Annotated in this window: 17 protein-coding genes; 10 read left to right on the plus strand and 7 right to left on the minus strand. The window is 48.6% G+C overall.

The window, feature by feature from the left end:
- Positions 1-237: 237 nt before the first annotated feature.
- The 4 genes from SHD_RS22015 to SHD_RS05275 are packed head-to-tail and all read left to right on the plus strand — an operon-like array spanning position 238 to position 4289.
- Positions 238-414, plus strand: coding sequence for a hypothetical protein (locus SHD_RS22015; protein ID WP_023266152.1), 177 nt, complete (start codon positions 238-240; stop codon positions 412-414).
- 3 nt (positions 415-417) lie between these two features.
- Positions 418-1914, plus strand: a complete 1497-nt coding sequence (gene putP / locus SHD_RS05265) for a sodium/proline symporter PutP (RefSeq protein WP_023266153.1) — start codon at positions 418-420, stop codon at positions 1912-1914.
- A gap of 9 nt (positions 1915-1923) precedes the next feature.
- Positions 1924-3030 (plus strand): glutamate 5-kinase, encoded by a 1107-nt coding sequence (gene proB, locus SHD_RS05270; RefSeq protein ID WP_023266154.1) that lies wholly within the window; start codon positions 1924-1926, stop codon positions 3028-3030.
- 11 nt (positions 3031-3041) lie between these two features.
- Positions 3042-4289, plus strand: a complete 1248-nt coding sequence (locus tag SHD_RS05275) for a glutamate-5-semialdehyde dehydrogenase (protein ID WP_023266155.1) — start codon at positions 3042-3044, stop codon at positions 4287-4289.
- Between the two features lie 77 nt (positions 4290-4366).
- On the opposite strand, the gene SHD_RS05280 is transcribed toward SHD_RS05275, so the two are convergent.
- From SHD_RS05280 to SHD_RS05290, 3 genes are all read right to left on the minus strand, one after another.
- Positions 4367-4630 (minus strand): hypothetical protein, encoded by a 264-nt coding sequence (locus tag SHD_RS05280; protein ID WP_039977615.1) that lies wholly within the window; start codon positions 4628-4630, stop codon positions 4367-4369.
- A complete protein-coding gene (locus tag SHD_RS05285) occupies positions 4602-5861 on the minus strand; it encodes a KAP family P-loop NTPase fold protein (RefSeq protein ID WP_023266157.1) in 1260 nt (419 codons plus the stop codon). Before SHD_RS05285 ends, SHD_RS05280 begins: the two co-directional genes overlap by 29 nt.
- Before the next feature lie 243 nt (positions 5862-6104).
- Entirely contained in the window at positions 6105-7637 is a 1533-nt protein-coding gene (locus tag SHD_RS05290; protein ID WP_039977616.1) for a DUF3612 domain-containing protein, read from the minus strand.
- Positions 7638-7845: 208 nt separating this feature from the next.
- Here SHD_RS05290 and SHD_RS05295 point away from each other — a divergent pair, with 208 nt between their 5' ends.
- Both SHD_RS05295 and SHD_RS05300 read left to right on the plus strand, forming a co-directional pair.
- Positions 7846-8409: an aldolase/citrate lyase/malate synthase family protein gene (locus SHD_RS05295; RefSeq protein ID WP_011624573.1), complete on the plus strand. Its 564-nt coding sequence runs from the start codon at positions 7846-7848 to the stop codon at positions 8407-8409.
- Positions 8410-8674: 265 nt separating this feature from the next.
- Positions 8675-9625 (plus strand): YeiH family protein, encoded by a 951-nt coding sequence (locus tag SHD_RS05300; RefSeq protein WP_039977617.1) that lies wholly within the window; start codon positions 8675-8677, stop codon positions 9623-9625.
- 48 nt (positions 9626-9673) lie between these two features.
- Here the strand turns inward: SHD_RS05300 and SHD_RS22020 are convergent, their stop codons facing one another.
- Both SHD_RS22020 and SHD_RS05310 read right to left on the minus strand, forming a co-directional pair.
- Entirely contained in the window at positions 9674-9820 is a 147-nt protein-coding gene (locus tag SHD_RS22020; RefSeq protein ID WP_084294843.1) for a hypothetical protein, read from the minus strand.
- A gap of 112 nt (positions 9821-9932) precedes the next feature.
- Positions 9933-10478, minus strand: a complete 546-nt coding sequence (locus SHD_RS05310; RefSeq protein WP_023266161.1) for a helix-turn-helix transcriptional regulator — start codon at positions 10476-10478, stop codon at positions 9933-9935.
- Between the two features lie 144 nt (positions 10479-10622).
- Between SHD_RS05310 and SHD_RS05315 the strand changes: the two genes are divergently transcribed.
- Genes SHD_RS05315 through SHD_RS05330 form a run of 4 tightly spaced genes read left to right on the plus strand, consistent with a single transcriptional unit; the run spans position 10623 to position 16207 of the window.
- Positions 10623-11825 (plus strand): TolC family protein, encoded by a 1203-nt coding sequence (locus tag SHD_RS05315; RefSeq protein WP_039977618.1) that lies wholly within the window; start codon positions 10623-10625, stop codon positions 11823-11825.
- Positions 11822-12850 carry an efflux RND transporter periplasmic adaptor subunit gene (locus tag SHD_RS05320; protein ID WP_023266163.1) on the plus strand — a complete coding sequence of 343 codons (1029 nt, stop codon included), beginning with the start codon at positions 11822-11824 and terminating at the stop codon, positions 12848-12850. The genes SHD_RS05315 and SHD_RS05320 overlap by 4 nt, the downstream gene beginning before the upstream one ends.
- 1 nt (position 12851) lies before the next feature.
- Entirely contained in the window at positions 12852-15905 is a 3054-nt protein-coding gene (locus SHD_RS05325; protein WP_023266164.1) for an efflux RND transporter permease subunit, read from the plus strand.
- Positions 15902-16207, plus strand: a complete 306-nt coding sequence (locus SHD_RS05330; RefSeq protein WP_011627657.1) for a DUF3240 family protein — start codon at positions 15902-15904, stop codon at positions 16205-16207. Before SHD_RS05325 ends, SHD_RS05330 begins: the two co-directional genes overlap by 4 nt.
- Positions 16208-16249: 42 nt before the next feature.
- Here the strand turns inward: SHD_RS05330 and SHD_RS05335 are convergent, their stop codons facing one another.
- On the minus strand, positions 16250-16885 hold the full coding sequence (locus SHD_RS05335) for a paraquat-inducible protein A (RefSeq protein WP_023266165.1): 636 nt from the start codon (positions 16883-16885) through the stop codon (positions 16250-16252).
- 104 nt (positions 16886-16989) lie between these two features.
- Positions 16990-18180 (minus strand): HD-GYP domain-containing protein, encoded by a 1191-nt coding sequence (locus tag SHD_RS05340; protein WP_039977640.1) that lies wholly within the window; start codon positions 18178-18180, stop codon positions 16990-16992.
- Between the last annotated feature and the right edge of the window lie 181 nt (positions 18181-18361).

Raw genomic sequence — 18361 nt, forward strand, 5'->3', positions numbered from 1 at the left:
TTTATGTTCAACGCTAAGCCATCAAGCCTATTTATCCGCTCTCAACATCCCACTCTTTCGCCCCAATTATCGGTTAAAAGCACAGGTAAATTTATCAGTATTCAAATCAATTTCCCTTGTTTTACGCCAACCAAAAGTATGCAAATTGGGCATTTCAACTTGATATTTTGCTAATAAAGATCTTATTATAGTTATAGCACTAACTATTATTCGCTTTAAATAAATCAAGGAGGCATTATGTCAGCTAAGCATGCTGCAGATGAAAACCCCATCTCACAGATCATCCGTTCCACCCGGGAACGCCTTCATGGAACACTACAATATTTCTGCCTGTTCGCCATTCTAAGTACCTATCTCTTTGTCATTTTGAAACCGAGCTTCATTCAAAATAACAAAGCGTTAGGAGGAAAATAATTGATGAATTCCCTCTCTTACGTTTCATTGGCAATTTACTTTATTGCCATGCTCGCTATTGGTTTGTTCGCCTATCGTAAGTCGACCGATGATGTCTCTGGTTACATTTTGGGTGGCCGCCAAGTGAGTCCGCACGTAACGGCTCTCTCGGCTGGCGCCTCGGATATGAGTGGCTGGATGCTGATGGGCCTGCCCGGCGCCATGTTCCTAGTGGGGTTTGAAACCCTGTATATCGCCCTCGGATTATTAATTGGTGCTCTAATCAATTATCTGGTTGTCGCCCCTAAATTGCGGGTCTACACCGAGGTCGCCGATAACGCGCTGACGATTCCTGAGTTCTTCGCCAAACGCTTTGGGCAGGCCGATAACAGCATTCGCATTATTGCCGCCGCCATCATAGTGATCTTTTTCACTCTCTATACCTCGGCGGGATTAGTCGCGGGCGGCAAGTTGTTCGAATCCGCCTTTGGACTGAACTACGATATCGGCCTAGTCGTCACCTTAGCCGTCGTGGTGTCGTACACTCTGCTGGGGGGATTTTTAGCCGTTAGCCTCACCGACTTTGTGCAAGGCTGCATTATGTTTGTCGCCTTGGTGTTAGTGCCTTTCGTGGCATATCAAGAATTTACCAGCGCAGATCGCATGATGAACTTTGCCTATCAGTCGATCCCGCATTTTACCGATGCTATGCAAAATGTGACTCTGCTAGGCTTAATTTCCAGCCTGTCGTGGGGACTCGGGTATTTCGGCCAGCCGCATATTATTGTGCGTTTTATGGCGATCCGCTCGGTCGCCGACATTAAAACCGCACGCCGCATCGGCATCAGCTGGATGACAGTAACCATTATCGGCGCCTTAGCGACGGGCTTGGTCGGTATCGCCTACGCCAATAAATTTGGCATGAAGCTCTCGGATCCTGAAACCATCTTTATCGTGTTTTCAGAGTTACTGTTCCACCCCTTAATCAGCGGCTTCCTGCTGGCAGCGATTCTCGCGGCCATTATGAGCACGATTTCATCGCAGCTATTAGTCTCGTCGAGTTCGCTGACCGAAGATATTTATCGCACCCTGTCGAAGAAACAAGCGAGCGAGCAAGAGATGGTAAAAATGGGTCGTTACGGGGTCGCAGGTGTTGCCATTGTCGCAACGCTATTGGCGCTTGATCGCTCTAACAGCATCCTCTCCCTTGTGAGTAATGCGTGGGCAGGCTTTGGTGCCGCTTTCGGTCCACTGGTGCTGTTTAGTTTGTATAAAGCCAATCTCACCCATAAGGCAGCGATTGCGGGGATTATTTCGGGCGCGCTCACGGTACTCTTTTGGATTTATGCCCCCGTGCTTGCCGATGGTAAGGCATTGAGTAGCTTAGTGTATGAGATGATCCCAGGCTTTGTTGTCAGCAGCACAGTGATTTATCTGGTGAGCAAGTTCGATAACGACCCGTGCGCTAAAACCACTAAGCAGTTCCATCAGGCCGGTCGTGTATTGGCCGAGGAAAGCTAAGGAGGCGCAATGACAGACTCTCCCCGTAAACGTATCGTCGTCAAAGTGGGGAGCGCCTTAATCGCGCCCCACAAGCAAGGTTGCAGTAGTCATTATCTCTTGGGTATCGCGCAGTTTATTACTTATTGCCGTATCCAAGGTATCCAAGTGGTACTGGTTTCGTCCGGCTCGGTTGCCGCTGGTTGGCATCATTTTGAGGGCCAAGCTCAGCCGAGTGTTACGGTGAAAAAGGCCATGGCGGCTGCGGGTCAGGCGGATATGATGGCGACGTGGAATAAGCTATTTGATTTTCCTACCGCCCAACTGCTGCTGACCCATGGCGACTTACGTAATCGCGAGCGTTATATCAGTATTCGAGACACGATTTTTAGCCTGCTCGAACACGGTTTAATGCCGATTATCAATGAGAATGACGCCGTGACCGCCGACAAACTTAAGGTTGGCGATAACGATAATCTCTCGGCCATGGTGGCGGCTGCGGCCGATGCCGACACCTTAGTGATTTGCTCGGATGTGGATGGGCTCTATGATCAAAATCCCCACGAACATCCCAATGCCAAGCTGATAAAGCAAGTCACTGAAATCAATGCCGATATCTATGCGATGGCAGGAGGCGCCAGCAGCGATGTTGGTACCGGAGGCATGCGCACTAAGATCCAAGCCGCCGAAAAAGCCATCTCCCACGGCATTGAGACCTTTATTATCAATGGCTTTAATGCCGATTCCTTTAGCCAACTGCTAAAGGGGCAAAATCCGGGCACCCTCTTTACCCCCTACGAAAAACCGATGCAGGAGCATTTGCATTGGATGACCCACACCTCGCAAGCGCAGGGTGAAGTGATCGTCGAGGATGATTTTGACCTCGCACTCGATCAGCACAGCGAGCAATTAACCAGCGATGATGTGGTTGAAGTCAAAGGGGATTTCTCAGTGGGCGACACCATTCTGGTGCGTAAAGGCGATGGCACTAAGTTGGCGAAAGCCAAATCTAACTACAGCAGTTGCCTACTGAGTTTTATTACCGAGCAGGATGATCAGGCGTTTGCCAGTGAATTCCAGCAAAAAACCGGCCCCATCATTTCCGATAAGAATATCGCCATTCTTAAATCCATTTGAGTGGAGAAACTATGAGCCTAATTAAACAAATATCCGCCGATGCCGCCCATGCGGCCCGCACACTCGCCCAGCTCGATGAGTCGTTAAAAAACACCGTATTACTGGATATGGCGCGCTCATTAAGGGGAAAAAGTTATGAAATCCAAAGCGCTAACCTGATTGACGAACACCGTGCGACTCAGGACAACTTAAGCCCCGCTATGGTCGATCGCCTCACGCTGAACCAACACCGCATCGAGGCGATGGCGCAAGGAATCGAAACCATCGCCGCCCTGCCCGATCCCGTTGGGCGCGAGCGTTTTATTGGTAAACGCCCCAATGGTTTATCTATCAGTAAGATGCGCGTGCCACTCGGCGTGGTGTGCATGATTTATGAGGCGCGACCTAATGTCACTGCCGATGCCGGCGCATTGTGCTTTAAATCCGGCAATGCGGTGATCCTGCGTGGCGGTAAGGAAGCACTACACACCAGCCAAGTGATCGCCAGTATTTTACAGGCGGTACTGACCGCCTATGGTTTGCCTAAAGCCCTAATCAGCGTGATCCCCGATCCTGACCGCGCCCTGATGCTCGAACTGATGCAGCAGCGGGAGTATATCGATGTGATCATCCCTCGCGGTGGCGAAGGGCTGATTAATTACGTCACTGAAAACAGTAGCATTCCGGTTATTCAGCACTTTAAGGGCGTGTGCCATTTATATGTGGATAAAGACGCCAATCAAGATATCGCCTTGGATTTGCTGCTCAATGGCAAAACCCAACGCACAGGCGTGTGCAACGCCCTCGAAGGCTTGTTAGTACATAAGGATATCGCGCCACGATTCTTGCCCCGCGTCGCCAAAGCACTGGCCGAGCATCAAGTTAAAATCAATGCATGTCCTCAGTCCGCCGCGTATTTCGACGCTTGTACTTATATGGCAGAAGAGGATTTTGGCCAAGAATACTTGGACTTAGAAATCGCCATTCGCCAAGTCGACAACTTTGAGGTCGCCACCCAACATATCGCTAAGTTTGGCAGCCATCATACCGAGGTGATTTGCACTGACAATGAACTCACCGCCGCCCGCTTTCAACGCGCAGTGGATGCTTCGGTCGTTATGGTGAATGCTTCATCGCGCTTTTCCGATGGCAGCGAACTCGGCCTCGGCGCCGAAATCGGCATAGCCACCACTAAGCTACATGCCTACGGCCCCATGGGACTCGAAGCCTTAACCACTGAAAAATATCTGGTTTCAGGCACAGGGCAGATTAGGGCTTAGCGATTACCTAGACGATGTGATTAACTAAATAATAAAGCCCCAAAGTGTCTGTTTGGGGCTTTGGCTGAAGCTTTATCTTACTGGTCAAAAGATACAGCTAATTCAACCCAGTTTTTATAGTCAATTTTATTTGCTGAGAGCTTTATCAAACCAATCTTATATAATAAAAAATTTTTCTCTGTATGATTTGTTGTTATTTGATAATCATAACTCAGACTTTCAAACATCTCTTTTCTATCATCTACACAAAACTTATTCATGTCAGACAAAATCATTGCCAATCTAGAACTAAATCTTGCACAATTACTATTTTCATTCTCTCTTGCAAAAAAAATCGCCATTAGCACCATATAAAACAAAAAAACTATCTATCTTATAGCCAATTCTATCTATTAAATTATCGAAGTGAGTATGATTAGTAGTTGTTGTATCTAGCCAATCAGCATAAAGATAATAATGCTTATCTCTCAATACAAACAGAATTAACAACAAATAAGGATTTAATGTTTTTGTTGTATTGCTTAATACTGCTATAAATTTATCCATTAACTGTTCAGTTTCTCTCAGCGAGAGTCTAAATCTATCCGCCACAATAGAAACCACACGAGTAAAGTCATCTAATTCAGCTAGGCTAGGTACAAACTCCTTCCAATTAGGATTATAAGTGACTTTACTTTCAGAAATATGGCTTACAAATTCATAGCGAGAAAGCTCGGTTAATGAGTAACGCCGCCTAAAGAACCGACCTAAATAGGTTTGAGCATCAAAGCCTTCACCATAAACAGCTTTCACCGCATGCTGTAGTTGTTCAGTATCAGTCGCCACGATAAAGGCAATATTATCTAATTCAAAGAAGTGCTTAACCACTTCCAACATTTCTACGGCATAACTAGGCCGACAGCGGTCAAGCTCATCAATAAAGATAAAAGCAGGTGCTTTTAAAGCACCTTGTTGATGTGCAATGACTGCAGTAATTAACGCTTTAATTTCGTTTCGCAAATAGTTGACTGACTGCAATTTATCGTTGTGGTCTTTTACTAAGCATTGTGCAACTGCGGCGGCCGATTCACTTAAAGTATCAGAAATGAATTTGTCATCATTTTTTAGTTCGCCTTCAACTTTAATATCATCTAAATTCAAACCGACAGCCTTTTTCACCAATCCTTTAAGTAAAGCAGGCGCAGCTGCTTTGATAAAGCGGGCTGACTTTTCAGTAATATTTGCCAGAGTTTCATTTTCAGCAGGCAATTGTTCACTTAAAGCATTTATCAAAGATGAAATAACGGTAAGCATGGGATCATCAGAGTAATCCTGCTTCCAAGCATCAATATAAACAACAGGGTGTCTATCTTTAATACTTTCCATCCAGCGATTAATGAAGTAGGTTTTACCCGAGCCCCACTTCGCATTTAGGTTTAAAACATAGCCACCATCGATAGCATTAATCGCCAAATAATTGTGTAAAAAAGAAGCGTATCTAGCGCGATCTAATGTATCTCTTGGAAATAATTCAGTTCCTTCTGCGCATAACACAGGCTCTTTCCAGTTAAAATCTACAATATCATCAGACATAAAATCCCTTTTTATTAATCAGTTACTCATACTTCAGAATAAAGTCGTAATGTGTGCACTATCAACTCAATGAGCAATACAGACACCTGAGTTCGCAGAGTTAAGCACTCTCGCGGCAGTGACCGTTGGCGGCATGGATGCCGCCGTCGAGCTCTCAGGGATGAGTTAATGGCGTGTCACTGAAGTGTAGAGTGCTTAATAGCGGCCATTTGCTAAACCCTATGCAAAACTTCGCGACATAGTTTACTCCACCCCATCACACTGGGATTTACCCGCTTGATAACAACTGGGTTGCCGTGGGCAGACGGCGCCGCGGGAGCAGATAAGCCGAGCATCATTTTTAATACCGCGTTCAATCCAGTTGATATTCAATATCTTAGCCACGCTTACTAGATCACTTTTAATATGCTTGGGAATCGCGACTGAGCCGCCGCCAGAGACACAGGCGGCTTTTAAATCATGGGCGATAGAGAGTGCATCTTTGCCTTGGGCCTCAATGGCCGGATTCAAATCGATACCGGCACAGAGCACATGGGGATTGCCCGCCGAGTCTTCGACCTTAATCGACTCGCAGCAGTAAATCCGTGGTTCATTGCCCACATTTAAAATCGAAATTTGCGCCGAGGTGCCGACCTTAGGCTCGCTGATCATTCTAAACACCGCCCAGTGCTGACAAGGGTCTTCCACCAGCCGCATATTGCCCCAAGGCAGAGGAATACCATTGCCTCGGTAAACGGCCTTAAGCTTGCCCGGCGCATAGGCATCAAAATAATGCCAATGGGGATAAGGCGATACAACTGTCATCCGCCGCATGGCGACCGAAGCCGACACTTGCAGCTGTTTATGCACCTCAATTTCGTAACCGTGGCGGTCGAGCAATTGTCGATACGGCACCTTAGGACATAACAGGGCTCCGGCAAAAAAGCTGGACTCGAAGTCGCGCCACGCATGTAAAATATCCTGCGCGTTCAGTGTATTAGACTGCATGGTCACTTCTTCATCCATCTCCAGTTTTCGGCCTGAAATCATCACACTCTTAAGCCCATCCTTGTTGTGCAACACACAATGGCCGATATGGGCGGCGAGATCGTACTTTAGCCGGCTGGGGCGATTTTTAAGGACTTTATTGATGTAAATGGTGCTGGGCGGCTCGAAGAAGGAAGTCACTAGCTGATGGGAGCTTACGCCACGCTCGTCGATCACCTCCTGGGGTGTACTATCTATCCATTTGATTTTTAAGCCTACGCCCTTGGCAATATCCAGCATTTCCTCGAGGGATAAGGGCATACGTTTTAACCCAACCTCTTCGGCGGCACGTTCAAGATCGGGGAAATGGTTTTGATGATGCTCCTGATGGGCGCGAATTAATAAGTGGGCGAATTGTCGACCCGAGATCCCAGTCTGGGATAGCATTTCAGGGATAGCTATTTGCAAAATATCATTTGAAAACAAAAAGCTGGGTTCGAGCGCCATGCCGCTGATCCCACCACGACGGCCCTTGTCCGGCGTGATGGCACTTTCCTCGGGCACGTCGTCTAAAAACCAGTCAACGTCCTTTTGAAAAACCGTGGCAATCACGGCCAACATTTCGGCACTGGGCACGCGCTTTCCACGTTCGATCATCGACAAATATGACACAGAGGGCGCACTGCCCGCATCGACGCGAATGCAACGTGCCGATAAATCTTCCATGGTTAAATTGTTACGTTTCCGTAGGTTACGTATTTTTGTCCCTAGGAAATGTGACTTTCTCATCAAGCTCTGGTCATTGCGCATTTTGTAAAATTCACATTGTAAAATTTTTATTGTGAAATTGTAGTCAAAAAAAGACTAGACTACAAATTAAGCAATCGAGGCAGGTTATCCACCTGACACTGCTTAACCATTAACTCTGTCGGACAAACCAAATTGAAGACAAACGTTGAACCATTAGAAGTGAAACCAAGGCCCTAATTTTTAATTTGAATGTGTAGAGGATACAGCGATGAATATGTCAATTATCAATAGCCACCAGATCCAACCGAATCTAAACAGCTTCATCGCAGAAGAAGTGCTTGCCGTCGCCCAAGTAAACGTGGCCGAGCATGAAAAACTAGCCCAGGCGAAGCAGTTCCTCGACCGTCATTTCCCGCTGGATGCGGGTTCGCACCAAGATGTGATCAGCTATGTGGTTTACTACCAACACCTGCTGGCATTTTTTGCCGACGGCAGCCACAGCGGATTACGCCAAACCAAGCAGTTTGTTGCCTTCAACGGCACTAAAGATGCGCCAAGCGCCATAGTGTTACAGGATCAAGGCTGCCATGTTGAATTGTGTTTCGACCGCACTGGCATGATAGGCGCGCGGGATTTAGCAAATTTGGAAGATGTGCAAATCGAAGCGCCTGTTGAGTTAGCCGCCGAACCCACAGAGACACGCAATACCACCTCGCGCCACTGGTTAAGCCTGTTACATGCAGGAATGCCAAGCGCCAACGATATTCAAGACAAGTTGTTTACCGCTAAAGACGGTGGCGACTACAGCCTGCAACGTATCGTGAATCTCTAAATTCCGCGTATTTTCACGGGAGAGTTGCCGTCGGCGACTCTCCTTTTTAAGCCTCAAACCTACCTGCCCATTGAGACTCAATAAAATTGACTTACAAAATAAATTAAATTGATTTTATTGAAGCTAAACGCAATCGTTATAATGCCCGTCTTTGTCAGCGTCCCAATGCTTATTCAGTTGGCTTATTCGAGTATCCATGCCTATGTGGATGGAGCTGAAAACCCAAGATTGGCACGATAACACTCAGTCGCAAACCTAAGGCGTTATGAATTTTTCATCGATAGTCTCGCAACTTAAGCAACCCCATCGCCTTGTGTTTATCTGCGCTGCGCTACTGTGTCTCGCGCCTGTTATCTCATCCCCTATGGCGCTTGTGCTCGGTTTTACCTTGGCCAGCCTAGGTTGGGTGCCAAACGACTGGAATATCGCCGCCCTCACCAAAAAGTTACTGTCCTATTCGATTATCGGCTTAGGCTTTGGCATTAACTTCAATGCCGCGATTGAGGCCAGCAGCCATAACCTAGGATTAATTGTCGGCTCGATTATTTTTACGCTGATCTTAGGCTTTATGGTGACTCGCGCCCTGAAGTTTGACCCGATCACAGGCCACTTAATCGCCTCTGGCACCGCCATCTGTGGCGGCAGCGCCATTGCCGCCGTATCGCCCGCCATTAATGCCAAACCAGACCAAACCGCCACCGCATTAGCCTGTGTATTTGTACTCAACTCGGTGGCTTTGTTTTTATTCCCCGCCCTCGGGCATTTGCTCAATATGAGCCAATACGATTTTGGCGTGTGGACTGCCATCGCGATTCATGACACTTCCTCAGTCGTCGGTGCGGCATCTGCCTATGGTGATGAAGCACTTAAAACCGCCACGACCATTAAACTGGCGCGCGCACTGTGGATTATCCCTATCGCCCTTGTCAGTGCGCTGATCTTTGGCGGCGATAAACGTAAGCTTAACCTACCGTATTTTATCGGATTTTACTGTTTAGCCATCGCAATCGCCCATTGGCTGCCGCAGTTTCAGCCGCTCTACGACACGCTGTTTATGGTGTCGAAACGTACCTTGGTTCTGTGTCTGTTCTTGATTGGCGCTGGGATTACAGTGCAAAAAATGCGGGCGAGCGGCCCTAAGCCTTTGCTGCTGGGCGTGGTTCTGTGGGCGGCGATTGGGGCAACGTCTTTAGGTTATATTCTGTATTTTCAATAGATTGGATTTAAGCTAAGCGGCTTAAATTGACACACTGATACGGGAAGCCTACTCGGCGGAGGGTTTAATCCGCCAAGCCAACCCCAGTACACCTAAAAAGGCGGAAAATTCGATCAGCGAGCGGAGCAATCCTGTGGTTTGCGTGGATGCAACCAAGGCAATAAGGCAAAACACAATCAGCAGCGAGTTTTTCAATTGCATCCTCCGACAAACTTAGGGGATGCTCATTATTGTTTAGAACCAAAAAGCCAGCCAATATCGATTTTCAATAACAAATAGCTATAACAACTAAGCCTGAGCGTTTAGCTTAAGCGGCCTTATGGGCGCTATCGGACTCGTTTGCCACCAGTTCTTGGTTATGTTCCTGAATAAAATCCTCCATAAACCAAGCACAAAAGGTGTGGCGACCATCAACGGCGGCCTTGCCATAAATGGTCGATGCCTGTTGGCGCACCGTTTTCTCTTTTGTCTGTCTCACTTCGGCAATTTCTTTAAAACTCAGCCCTTTAAGCAATAAAAATGCGACTTGCTGCTCGCTCTTGGTAAAACCCCAAGTATCAAACTGGTTCGATACGGCTTGGCTGTATTCCTGTCTGGCGGAGCGCATTTGGGTCGACATATTGTCGATTTTTTTATCGGCGAACTCGAGGCGTTTTGCTAAGGCTTTAACCTCACGTGAGCGGCGAATTAAATCGTAACTGAGGTAGATGGCCCCGACGGCGGTGAGCACTAAGAGTATGGCTTCCTGCACTAAATGCCATTGCGGAATGCCTAATTGAATGTCGGAACTAATGTCAAAAAGCTTAAAGCACATGATGAGTGCCAGCAGACCAATAATGACAATATCCTTCATCTAAAACTCCTAAATAAAAGCAAAATCAATCAATTATTTTATGGGACATATGTACCATAGGCGGATTTATGATACAGGTCCCCGACGACTTTCAGCCGTCAATCCCTACACTGACAGCATTGTTTAATACCACAGAATCATCTCATGTCTGTCAGTTCGTCTTGTATCAAGTTATGTCTGTTGACCAGCTTAGTCGGCAGTAGTTTCCTGTGTCTTGCGGCGGAAGCCGAACTTTCCCAAGCGCTTTCGAGCAGCCAAGCGAGGTTGACTCATCTCACTTCGTCGAATACCCAATCGGCAAATTTATCCAGCTCGACCTGGCTCACTGGCCTGCCGAGCATTAGCTTAAGTCACCTCGGGAGCTTGGATAATAGTAACAGCTACGAGCAGGAACTCTCAGTCAATTTGCCATTTAAATCGCCCGCGCTACACAGCAGCGATAAGCAAATAAAACAACTCGCCGAGCAAATTCATCAACAACAAACGGCGCTGCAAGCCTTGTATCTCTCGGGATTATTAAGGCAGAGCCTGTGGGAATACCGCCAGAGCGAAGTCAAACTGGCGCAGCTTGAGCGCAAACAGCAGTTGCTCGATAAACTCCATCGCCAGCAAAAACAACTGACCGATGCGGGGGAACTGCCACTGGCCAACACTCTGCTGCTGGAGCGGGAAAGTGTCGATATCGCCTTAAGCCGCGCCGACATTCTGCAGCAACAAGCTCAGTCTTTAGCCCTGTATCAACAGCTGACGGGCCAAGATCAGATGCCAAGCGCGATAGAAGAAACTGACCGCCCGCTTGGCAAGGGCGCCGAGACCTTAGCCCAACATCCCCTATGGCAATTGCTAAAGCTGCAACAACAGCAACACCTGCAGCTGATCCAAACTCAGCAAGCGGGTGAGCGCGATCCTTGGACCGTTTCACTCACAGCAAAAAATTCCGCGGATACGGGCGTGGATGATCAGCAGTTAGGCATAGCCGTGTCAGTGCCCTTAACCTTGGGCTCGGCACTATCCCAGAGCGATTTATCCCAATGGCAACAAGCAAATACCGAGCAAAGTCTCAATCTTGACCGCAGCGCCCTCGAGCTTAAAAACCAGTGGGATCAATTAGTCCGCCAGCAAACTAACCTCGTCGAGCAACAGCGCCTACTCACCCAAGCGCTCGCCCTCAGTCGCACCATTACCGAGGAACTCGCCAAGGTAAAAGATCAAGATCAGGTGAGTTATGAAGTCTGGCTGCGCCGCTATATGGAGGCGCTCGACACCGAATCCCGCTTGGCGCTCAACCGCGTCAGCTTGCAACAACTGCATTCTCAACAACTCCAAGCCTTAGGAATTTCATTATGATGGCCAAGTACGGCGCATGCCTTCTCTGTTTATCCGCGAGTGTTGTAGGTTCGGCGCAGGCCGAAAGCTTAGCCATCAGCGCCTTAGGCAATCTCGACCTCAGTTACACCCAACCACAAAGAGTCGCCAGTTATGAGGGCAGCCCGTTGCCAGCGCAGGTTGAAATCCTCCCCGGCAATGATTACTGGATCAGCACGCCCGAGAATATCCAGCAGGTACACTTTCTCGTCGGCCAAGGCCAGCGCGTCAGTAAAGGCCAAGCGATAGTCAAACTCACAGGGCCAGAAGTGTTCCACTACCTCGCCCAAGTCGAGGCAGCGGCGAGCCTGTATCAACTCGCTAAGAGTCGTTATGAGCGCAACAAACCTTTGCTCGCCAATGGCAGCATAAGCGCCGAAAAATGGCGTGAGATCAGTCAGGACTATTTCACGACTCACCTCGAATACGAGCATATGCAGCACTTTATGGAACGCGTCCACAGCACGGATGCGGCAACTGACTCCTTAGTTGTCGCCGCGCCCGTCGACGGTATTGTTAAACTCAATGCCATCAGCGGCCCTTATATGGCCGGGGATCAGCTGTTTTCTCTGGTGCCCAATAACAGCATCCGCGTCAAAGTGAATGTGCCGACGAGGCAGTCACACTCCCTGTCGGCCATCAACATTAATCAATGCCATATCGCGATTGAGTCATTGTCGGCGATTGCCGAAGGCGCCTTTGTTACGGCTTGGTCATCGGCGGTACCGCAGGAATGTAACCTGTTGTTAGGCCAGCAAATGACAGTGGTTCCCGAGTATCAAAAAGCCGTGTATTTACTCCCCAAAAACAGTGTGTTTAGTTGGGAGCAAGACAGCCAAGTATTCACTCTGTCCGATAACCAGCTCAATGCGTTGACGGTCGATATTTTAGGCTCGACGCCAGAGCAATATATTGTCGCCAGCGATCAAGACTTGAGTCAGCTGCAAGTCCTATCCCAGTCGGTTGCCGCGGTGAAAGGCATCATGCTCGGTTTAGGAGGCGAATAAGATGCTCACCTCTGTGATCCGTTTTTCGCTCACTCAGCGACTCTTTGTGCTGATAGTGGCGCAGATCCTCATGTTGGCTGGTGCACGCGCTTGGTTCGCCATTCCCTTGGATGCCTTTCCGGATATTTCCCCAACCCAAGTGAAGATTATCCTCAAGGCTCCCGGCATGACGCCGGAGGAGATCGAAGCGCAGATTACTGTCCCGATTGAAACCGAGCTTTTGGGTATTCCGAAGCAATCGATTCTTCGCTCGACCACTAAGTACGCCATTAGCGATATCACCCTCGATTTTGAAGAAGGCACGGATATCTATTGGGCGCGCCAACAGGTGAGCGAGCGCCTCTCGGCGGTCTGGGACAGTTTTCCCGAAGGCGTGAGTGGCGGCGTGGCGCCCATGAGCACGCCGCTCAGTGAAATCTTTATGTTTTCACTCGAAAACCCCAATCTTTCCCTGCTGGAGCGACGCCAATTACTCGAGTGGGAAATTCGGCCGCTGCTGCGCACAGTGCCCGGCGTTGCAGATGTGAATATCCTCGGCGGTTATGCCAAGAGTTTTAGTATCAGCCCCAATCCTGCGGCGATGGCGGCTGCGGGTGTGAGCTTTGCCGCGCTGCAACAGGCGATTGTGGAGAATAATCACAACGAAGGTGCAGGTAAGCTCACCATAGGTACAGACACCATCATAGTGCGCTCCGAGGGACGTATCGATGATATCGACGAGCTTAAACAGCTAGTGATCAAAGCCGATAATGCTAAGGTCTATCGCTTGCAGGATCTCGCCGATATCCAGATAGGTCACCTTGCGCGATACGGCGCCGTCACTAAGGATGGTAACGAAACCGCAGAAGCCTTAATCATTGCCCTCAAGGACGCCAATACGGCACAAGTGGTTAACAACATTAAGGAAAAGCTGGCGCAAATCAGCCTGACTCTCCCCGAAGGCAGCCAGATAAACACCTTTTACGACCGCGCTAACCTGATCAATACCGCTATCGAGACTATTTCCAATGCACTATTTGAGGCCGTTGTGTTGGTCATCGTATTGCTGGCGCTGTTTTTAGGGAATGTGCGCGCCGCGTTAGTGGTGTCACTATCACTGCCGCTGGCCGCACTGTTCACCTTTTTGATGATGGATCACTTCAATCTCTCCGCTAACCTGATGAGTCTCGGCGGCCTCGTTATCGCTATCGGCATGTTGGTGGACTCCTCCGTGGTCGTGGTTGAAAACATGGTAAATTTAATCGCCACTAAACAGCGTTTGCCGCGTTTGCACTTAATCTTTCGCGCCACCAAAGACGTCGCCATTCCCGTAGTCTCGGGCACGGTTATCGTCATCATAGTGTTCTCACCACTGCTCACCCTCAGTGGTTTAGAAGGCAAACTATTCACCCCAGTCGCCATCACCATAGTGTTTGCCATGCTGTCGGCGCTGGTGTTATCACTGACCGTAATCCCCGTGATTGCCTCATACCTCGTTAACGAAAAGGCCGCGAAAGAACCTAAGGCCATCGAAAAGCTCAAGCATCTTTACCTTGGCAGCCTAAAAGCCTGCTTTGGTTGGCAAAAACCTTTTATGCTCATCGCCTTTAGCTTGCTGATTGTCAGTCTCGGCCTGTTTAGTCTGGTAGGGAAAACCTTTATGCCGACCTTAGATGAGGGCGACATTATTCTCCAGTTAGAGAAATCCCCTTCGATTTCCCTCGACGCCTCCATCGCTATCGATAAACAGATCCAGCAAACCCTGCTAAGCCAAATCCCGGAAATTAAGCAGATGGTGGCGCGCACCGGCGCCGATGAGATTGGTTTAGATCCCATGGGACTAAACGAAACCGATGTGTTTTTAGAGCTGGCGCCCCGCAGCGAATGGCGTTTTGCGACCAAAGAACAGCTTATCGATGCCATCCGCACTGTGCTGCTCAAATATCCCGGCGTGAACTTTAACTTTACGCAACCGATACAGATGCGGGTGTCTGAAATGCTCACAGGCAGCATTGGCGATGTCGCGATTAAAGTATTTGGTAATGATATCGAGATCTTAGGCAAACTCACCGGAGAGATAGAGCAACTGGTCACCGCCACTCAGGGCAGTGTTGACGTTAAGATGGCGATGATTGAGGGCAGCCCTTTTATCAATCTCACCTTAGATAACGAACTGGCCCGTGGATTTGGGATGAGCACTATGGAGTTTGCCCGCTACCTCAAGAGTCAACTCGAAGGCGTAGTCGTCACCGAAGTGCTGCAAGGGAAGAAGCGCACGCCCGTGCTTATCGCCAATAATCAAGCGCAGATCAGCAACATTAACGAACTGCAAAATCAGCTATTGGTGATGCCAGATCATTCCCTAAAACGCCTAAGCGATGTGGCCGTTTTGAGCTATAAACAAGGCCCAATCCTTATCGAGCGGGAACAGGGAAATCGCTTTTCGGTGATCACCACCAACGTCCAAGGGCGGGATATTGTGGGCTTTGTGGAGGAGCTAAACAGCAAAATCGCCAAGGAAATCAAACTGCCCAGTGGCTATAGCGTTAGCTTCGGTGGCGAGTTTGAAAACCAGCAGCGCGCCACCAGCAATTTGTTGCTGGTGATCCCTATAGCTATCGCATTGATCACTTTGATTTTATTCACCACCTTCGGCTCTCTAGCAAAATCGGGATTAATCCTCGCTAACGTCCCGTTCGCCATGATGGGCGGTATCGTCAACTTGTATCTCTCGGGGGAATACCTCTCGGTGCCCGCCTCGGTAGGTTTTATCGCCCTGCTAGGTGTCGCCGTGCTTAACGGTGTAGTGATGGTCAGCTATTACGAACAAACCAAATACTTATTTGGCAGCCTCAGGGAGCGAGTCGAACAGGGCGCCGCGCGGCGACTCAGACCCATTCTGATGACAGCCACCACCGCCATGTTTGGTTTGATCCCCTTAGTGTTCGCCTCGGGCCCAGGTGCTGAAATCCAAAAACCCTTGGCCATTGTGGTGATCGGTGGATTACTCACATCGACCATTACGACCCTGTATTTACTGCCCATGTTGTATTTTTGGCTGGAGAAACGCCGATGAGCACGGAACAACTGCTAGTCCTGATCGCCCAAAACGATATTAAGGACGATATAGTCGACACCCTGATTGAATTGGAGTTTTTATCCGGCTTTAGCTTGGGCAATATTTGCGGATTTAGCCGCGAGCACAGCCATTTCAATATCAAGGAACAAGTGGAAGGTTATCGGGAGTTTTGTAAGTTTGAGATTATGCACCCTGCAAGCCAGCAAAGCGCCCTGCTTGAAGCACTAGCAAAGGTCTGTAAACACAACCCTTGCCGTTATTGGATTATGCCCATCTATCAAAACGGCACGCTTTCCTAACGATAAAGGGCATACGGAACCTGCTGTATGCCCTTTGATTAACTACAGAATCGGTGTTGGACGACGCACTAAGTAACCACTGGCGATTGAGAGAATGCAGTAGGCGGTAAAGAAGTAGAATCCGCTCTCAAACTGCGCCTTGGTCTTGAGCATTTCGCCCATGCCACCCGAGGCATTGCCCGCCAAAAAGGTAATGATCAGGGCCACCACAAACACATCGGCCATCGACCATTTCGCCAACGCAGACACTAGATGATGAATGCGCCACTGCAGCGCAACCGAACTCACGCTTTGTTGTACCAACATCAGACTGAGTTTCACTGCGGGGATAATGATACTAAACAGCATCACCAGTCCGGCCACTAAGCCATTGCCAGAGTTGTATAATTCGGTGACTGTGCTCCAAATACTGCGGGTTTGCTGCAATACTTCTACCTCACCCTTGAGGTTGTTCAGCCCTAACAGGCCACTGACCATATTCAACATGCCGCGGGCACTGTCGCGCCCCGAGTCCTCATCGAAACTTTGTGCGACCTGCTCAATCCCTTGTTCGGTGAGTTTGGCCTTATCTATGCTGCCATTGAGGCTCAAAATGGGTTGAGTCACGCCGGGAATTAACAGCGCTAAAGACAGCAGAATAACGAGAATAGGAAGGAGAGAGTTGCGTACACTGTTCATAACTGGGCCCTAAAAAAACTTTGGCCCAGTGTACGGCCTTTCACCTTATCGGGGCAATGAATGGCACCTGACAACTTGGCAGATATCAGGCGCAACGGCGCGCATTAGTAGAAGGGTTTAGGATCGATATCCAGCGAGCTAGGTGAGACTCCGCGTTCAATATGCAGCTCCGACTTGAGCAGATCTATCATAACAACTTCTGTATAACGCTTCGTTTTTAAAGAATAAAAACATTTTACGATCGGGTTTAATGCATCCCTGTCCTTCGAGGTCCAGACGATACCCACTCGCCCATCGGACAATTCGACCAAAGAGCCGACAGGATACACGCCGACGCAGCGAATAAATTCGTATACCAGTTCTTGGTCGAGATGGAACGGTGTCAAACTCAGTAGGATCTTAAAGGCCGCCGCGGGGCTCATAGCCTCTTTGTAACAACGAGTGGCGGTAAGGGCGTCGAAGATATCAACGATACAACTCATGCGGCCATGGAGTGGAATTTCCTCGGCCTTTAATCCCCTTGGGTATCCACGGCCATCGAGCTTTTCATGGTGCATCAAGCAAACGTCTTTACTGACCTGAGATAAGCCTTTTGTTTCGTTCATAATTTCAAGTGCATACACTTGATGCAGCTTCATATGTTCGAATTCTTCTGGGGTCAGCTTACCCGGCTTATGCAGCACCTTGTTATCGACCTTGATCTTGCCGATATCGTGCAAGATACCACCGACCGCCATCTCCCGAAGAATCGAACGGTCGAGCTTTAAATACTTACCAAAGGTGACTAACAGGAAGGCCACATTCACTGAATGTTCAAGCAGATAAGCATCCTTTGAACGCAGTGCAGACATACATCTCAGCGCGTCTTCATCCAACAAGACAGATTCAATCATGCTGTCGGCTAAGGCTTCGAATGGGGCGACTTCTATCGCTTTGCCTTCAAAGGTTTCTGACAAGACTTTACGGATCAAATCTTTCGCTTCGGTCAAAATGACCTGTGCCTGCTTTTGTTGATTCTCGCGGGTCGCTAACGGTTTTTTCGGTTCTGGCGGAATGTTGTTGCTGGCTTTACGTTTAAAACCACAATGTTCGGCCGAACGTTCAGTGTCGACCCAAACAAATTTGATCCCATTCTTGGTTAATTTGGCAATCGCATCCTTGTGCTTGATTTGGCCGGCGTTTGCAATGGCGAGTCGACCTTGATCACTTTTGTCTATCGCACAGACAAACATCCCCAATGTTAATTGCGACACGGGTAATTTGATTAGCTCAACTGATTCTGCCGACTCACTCATTTCTAGCAACCCCAAGGCATAGAGAAGATTACTGCTACTGACCACGCAACACGCCATGCTAATTTAGCACATTATGAAGCCATTTTTATCTTGGTAGTATAGGACAGTATAACTTGCATTCTAAGCTGGGGAGGTTAAAAGCACCATATGCTTTGATGACAAGCCTCAAAGAACAAGGCAA

The sequence above is a fragment of the Shewanella decolorationis S12 genome (assembly GCF_000485795.1).
In the GTDB taxonomy this organism is placed as follows: domain Bacteria; phylum Pseudomonadota; class Gammaproteobacteria; order Enterobacterales; family Shewanellaceae; genus Shewanella; species Shewanella decolorationis.

Bases quoted from the DNA above. Each gene is read 5' to 3' on its own strand.
- SHD_RS05280 (WP_039977615.1), bottom strand. From the start codon at position 4,630: ATGGCGATTTTTTTTGCAAGAGAGAATGAAAATAGTAATTGTGCAAGA.
- SHD_RS05315 (WP_039977618.1), top strand. From the start codon at position 10,623: ATGTCTGTCAGTTCGTCTTGTATCAAGTTATGTCTGTTGACCAGCTTA.
- proB (WP_023266154.1), top strand. From the start codon at position 1,924: ATGACAGACTCTCCCCGTAAACGTATCGTCGTCAAAGTGGGGAGCGCC.
- SHD_RS05300 (WP_039977617.1), top strand. From the start codon at position 8,675: ATGAATTTTTCATCGATAGTCTCGCAACTTAAGCAACCCCATCGCCTT.
- SHD_RS05325 (WP_023266164.1), top strand. From the start codon at position 12,852: ATGCTCACCTCTGTGATCCGTTTTTCGCTCACTCAGCGACTCTTTGTG.
- SHD_RS05330 (WP_011627657.1), top strand. From the start codon at position 15,902: ATGAGCACGGAACAACTGCTAGTCCTGATCGCCCAAAACGATATTAAG.
- putP (WP_023266153.1), top strand. From the start codon at position 418: ATGAATTCCCTCTCTTACGTTTCATTGGCAATTTACTTTATTGCCATG.
- SHD_RS05310 (WP_023266161.1), bottom strand. From the start codon at position 10,478: ATGAAGGATATTGTCATTATTGGTCTGCTGGCACTCATCATGTGCTTT.
- SHD_RS05340 (WP_039977640.1), bottom strand. From the start codon at position 18,180: ATGAGTGAGTCGGCAGAATCAGTTGAGCTAATCAAATTACCCGTGTCG.
- SHD_RS05320 (WP_023266163.1), top strand. From the start codon at position 11,822: ATGATGGCCAAGTACGGCGCATGCCTTCTCTGTTTATCCGCGAGTGTT.
- SHD_RS05275 (WP_023266155.1), top strand. From the start codon at position 3,042: ATGAGCCTAATTAAACAAATATCCGCCGATGCCGCCCATGCGGCCCGC.
- SHD_RS22015 (WP_023266152.1), top strand. From the start codon at position 238: ATGTCAGCTAAGCATGCTGCAGATGAAAACCCCATCTCACAGATCATC.
- SHD_RS05290 (WP_039977616.1), bottom strand. From the start codon at position 7,637: ATGCGCAATGACCAGAGCTTGATGAGAAAGTCACATTTCCTAGGGACA.
- SHD_RS05335 (WP_023266165.1), bottom strand. From the start codon at position 16,885: ATGAACAGTGTACGCAACTCTCTCCTTCCTATTCTCGTTATTCTGCTG.
- SHD_RS05295 (WP_011624573.1), top strand. From the start codon at position 7,846: ATGAATATGTCAATTATCAATAGCCACCAGATCCAACCGAATCTAAAC.
- SHD_RS05285 (WP_023266157.1), bottom strand. From the start codon at position 5,861: ATGTCTGATGATATTGTAGATTTTAACTGGAAAGAGCCTGTGTTATGC.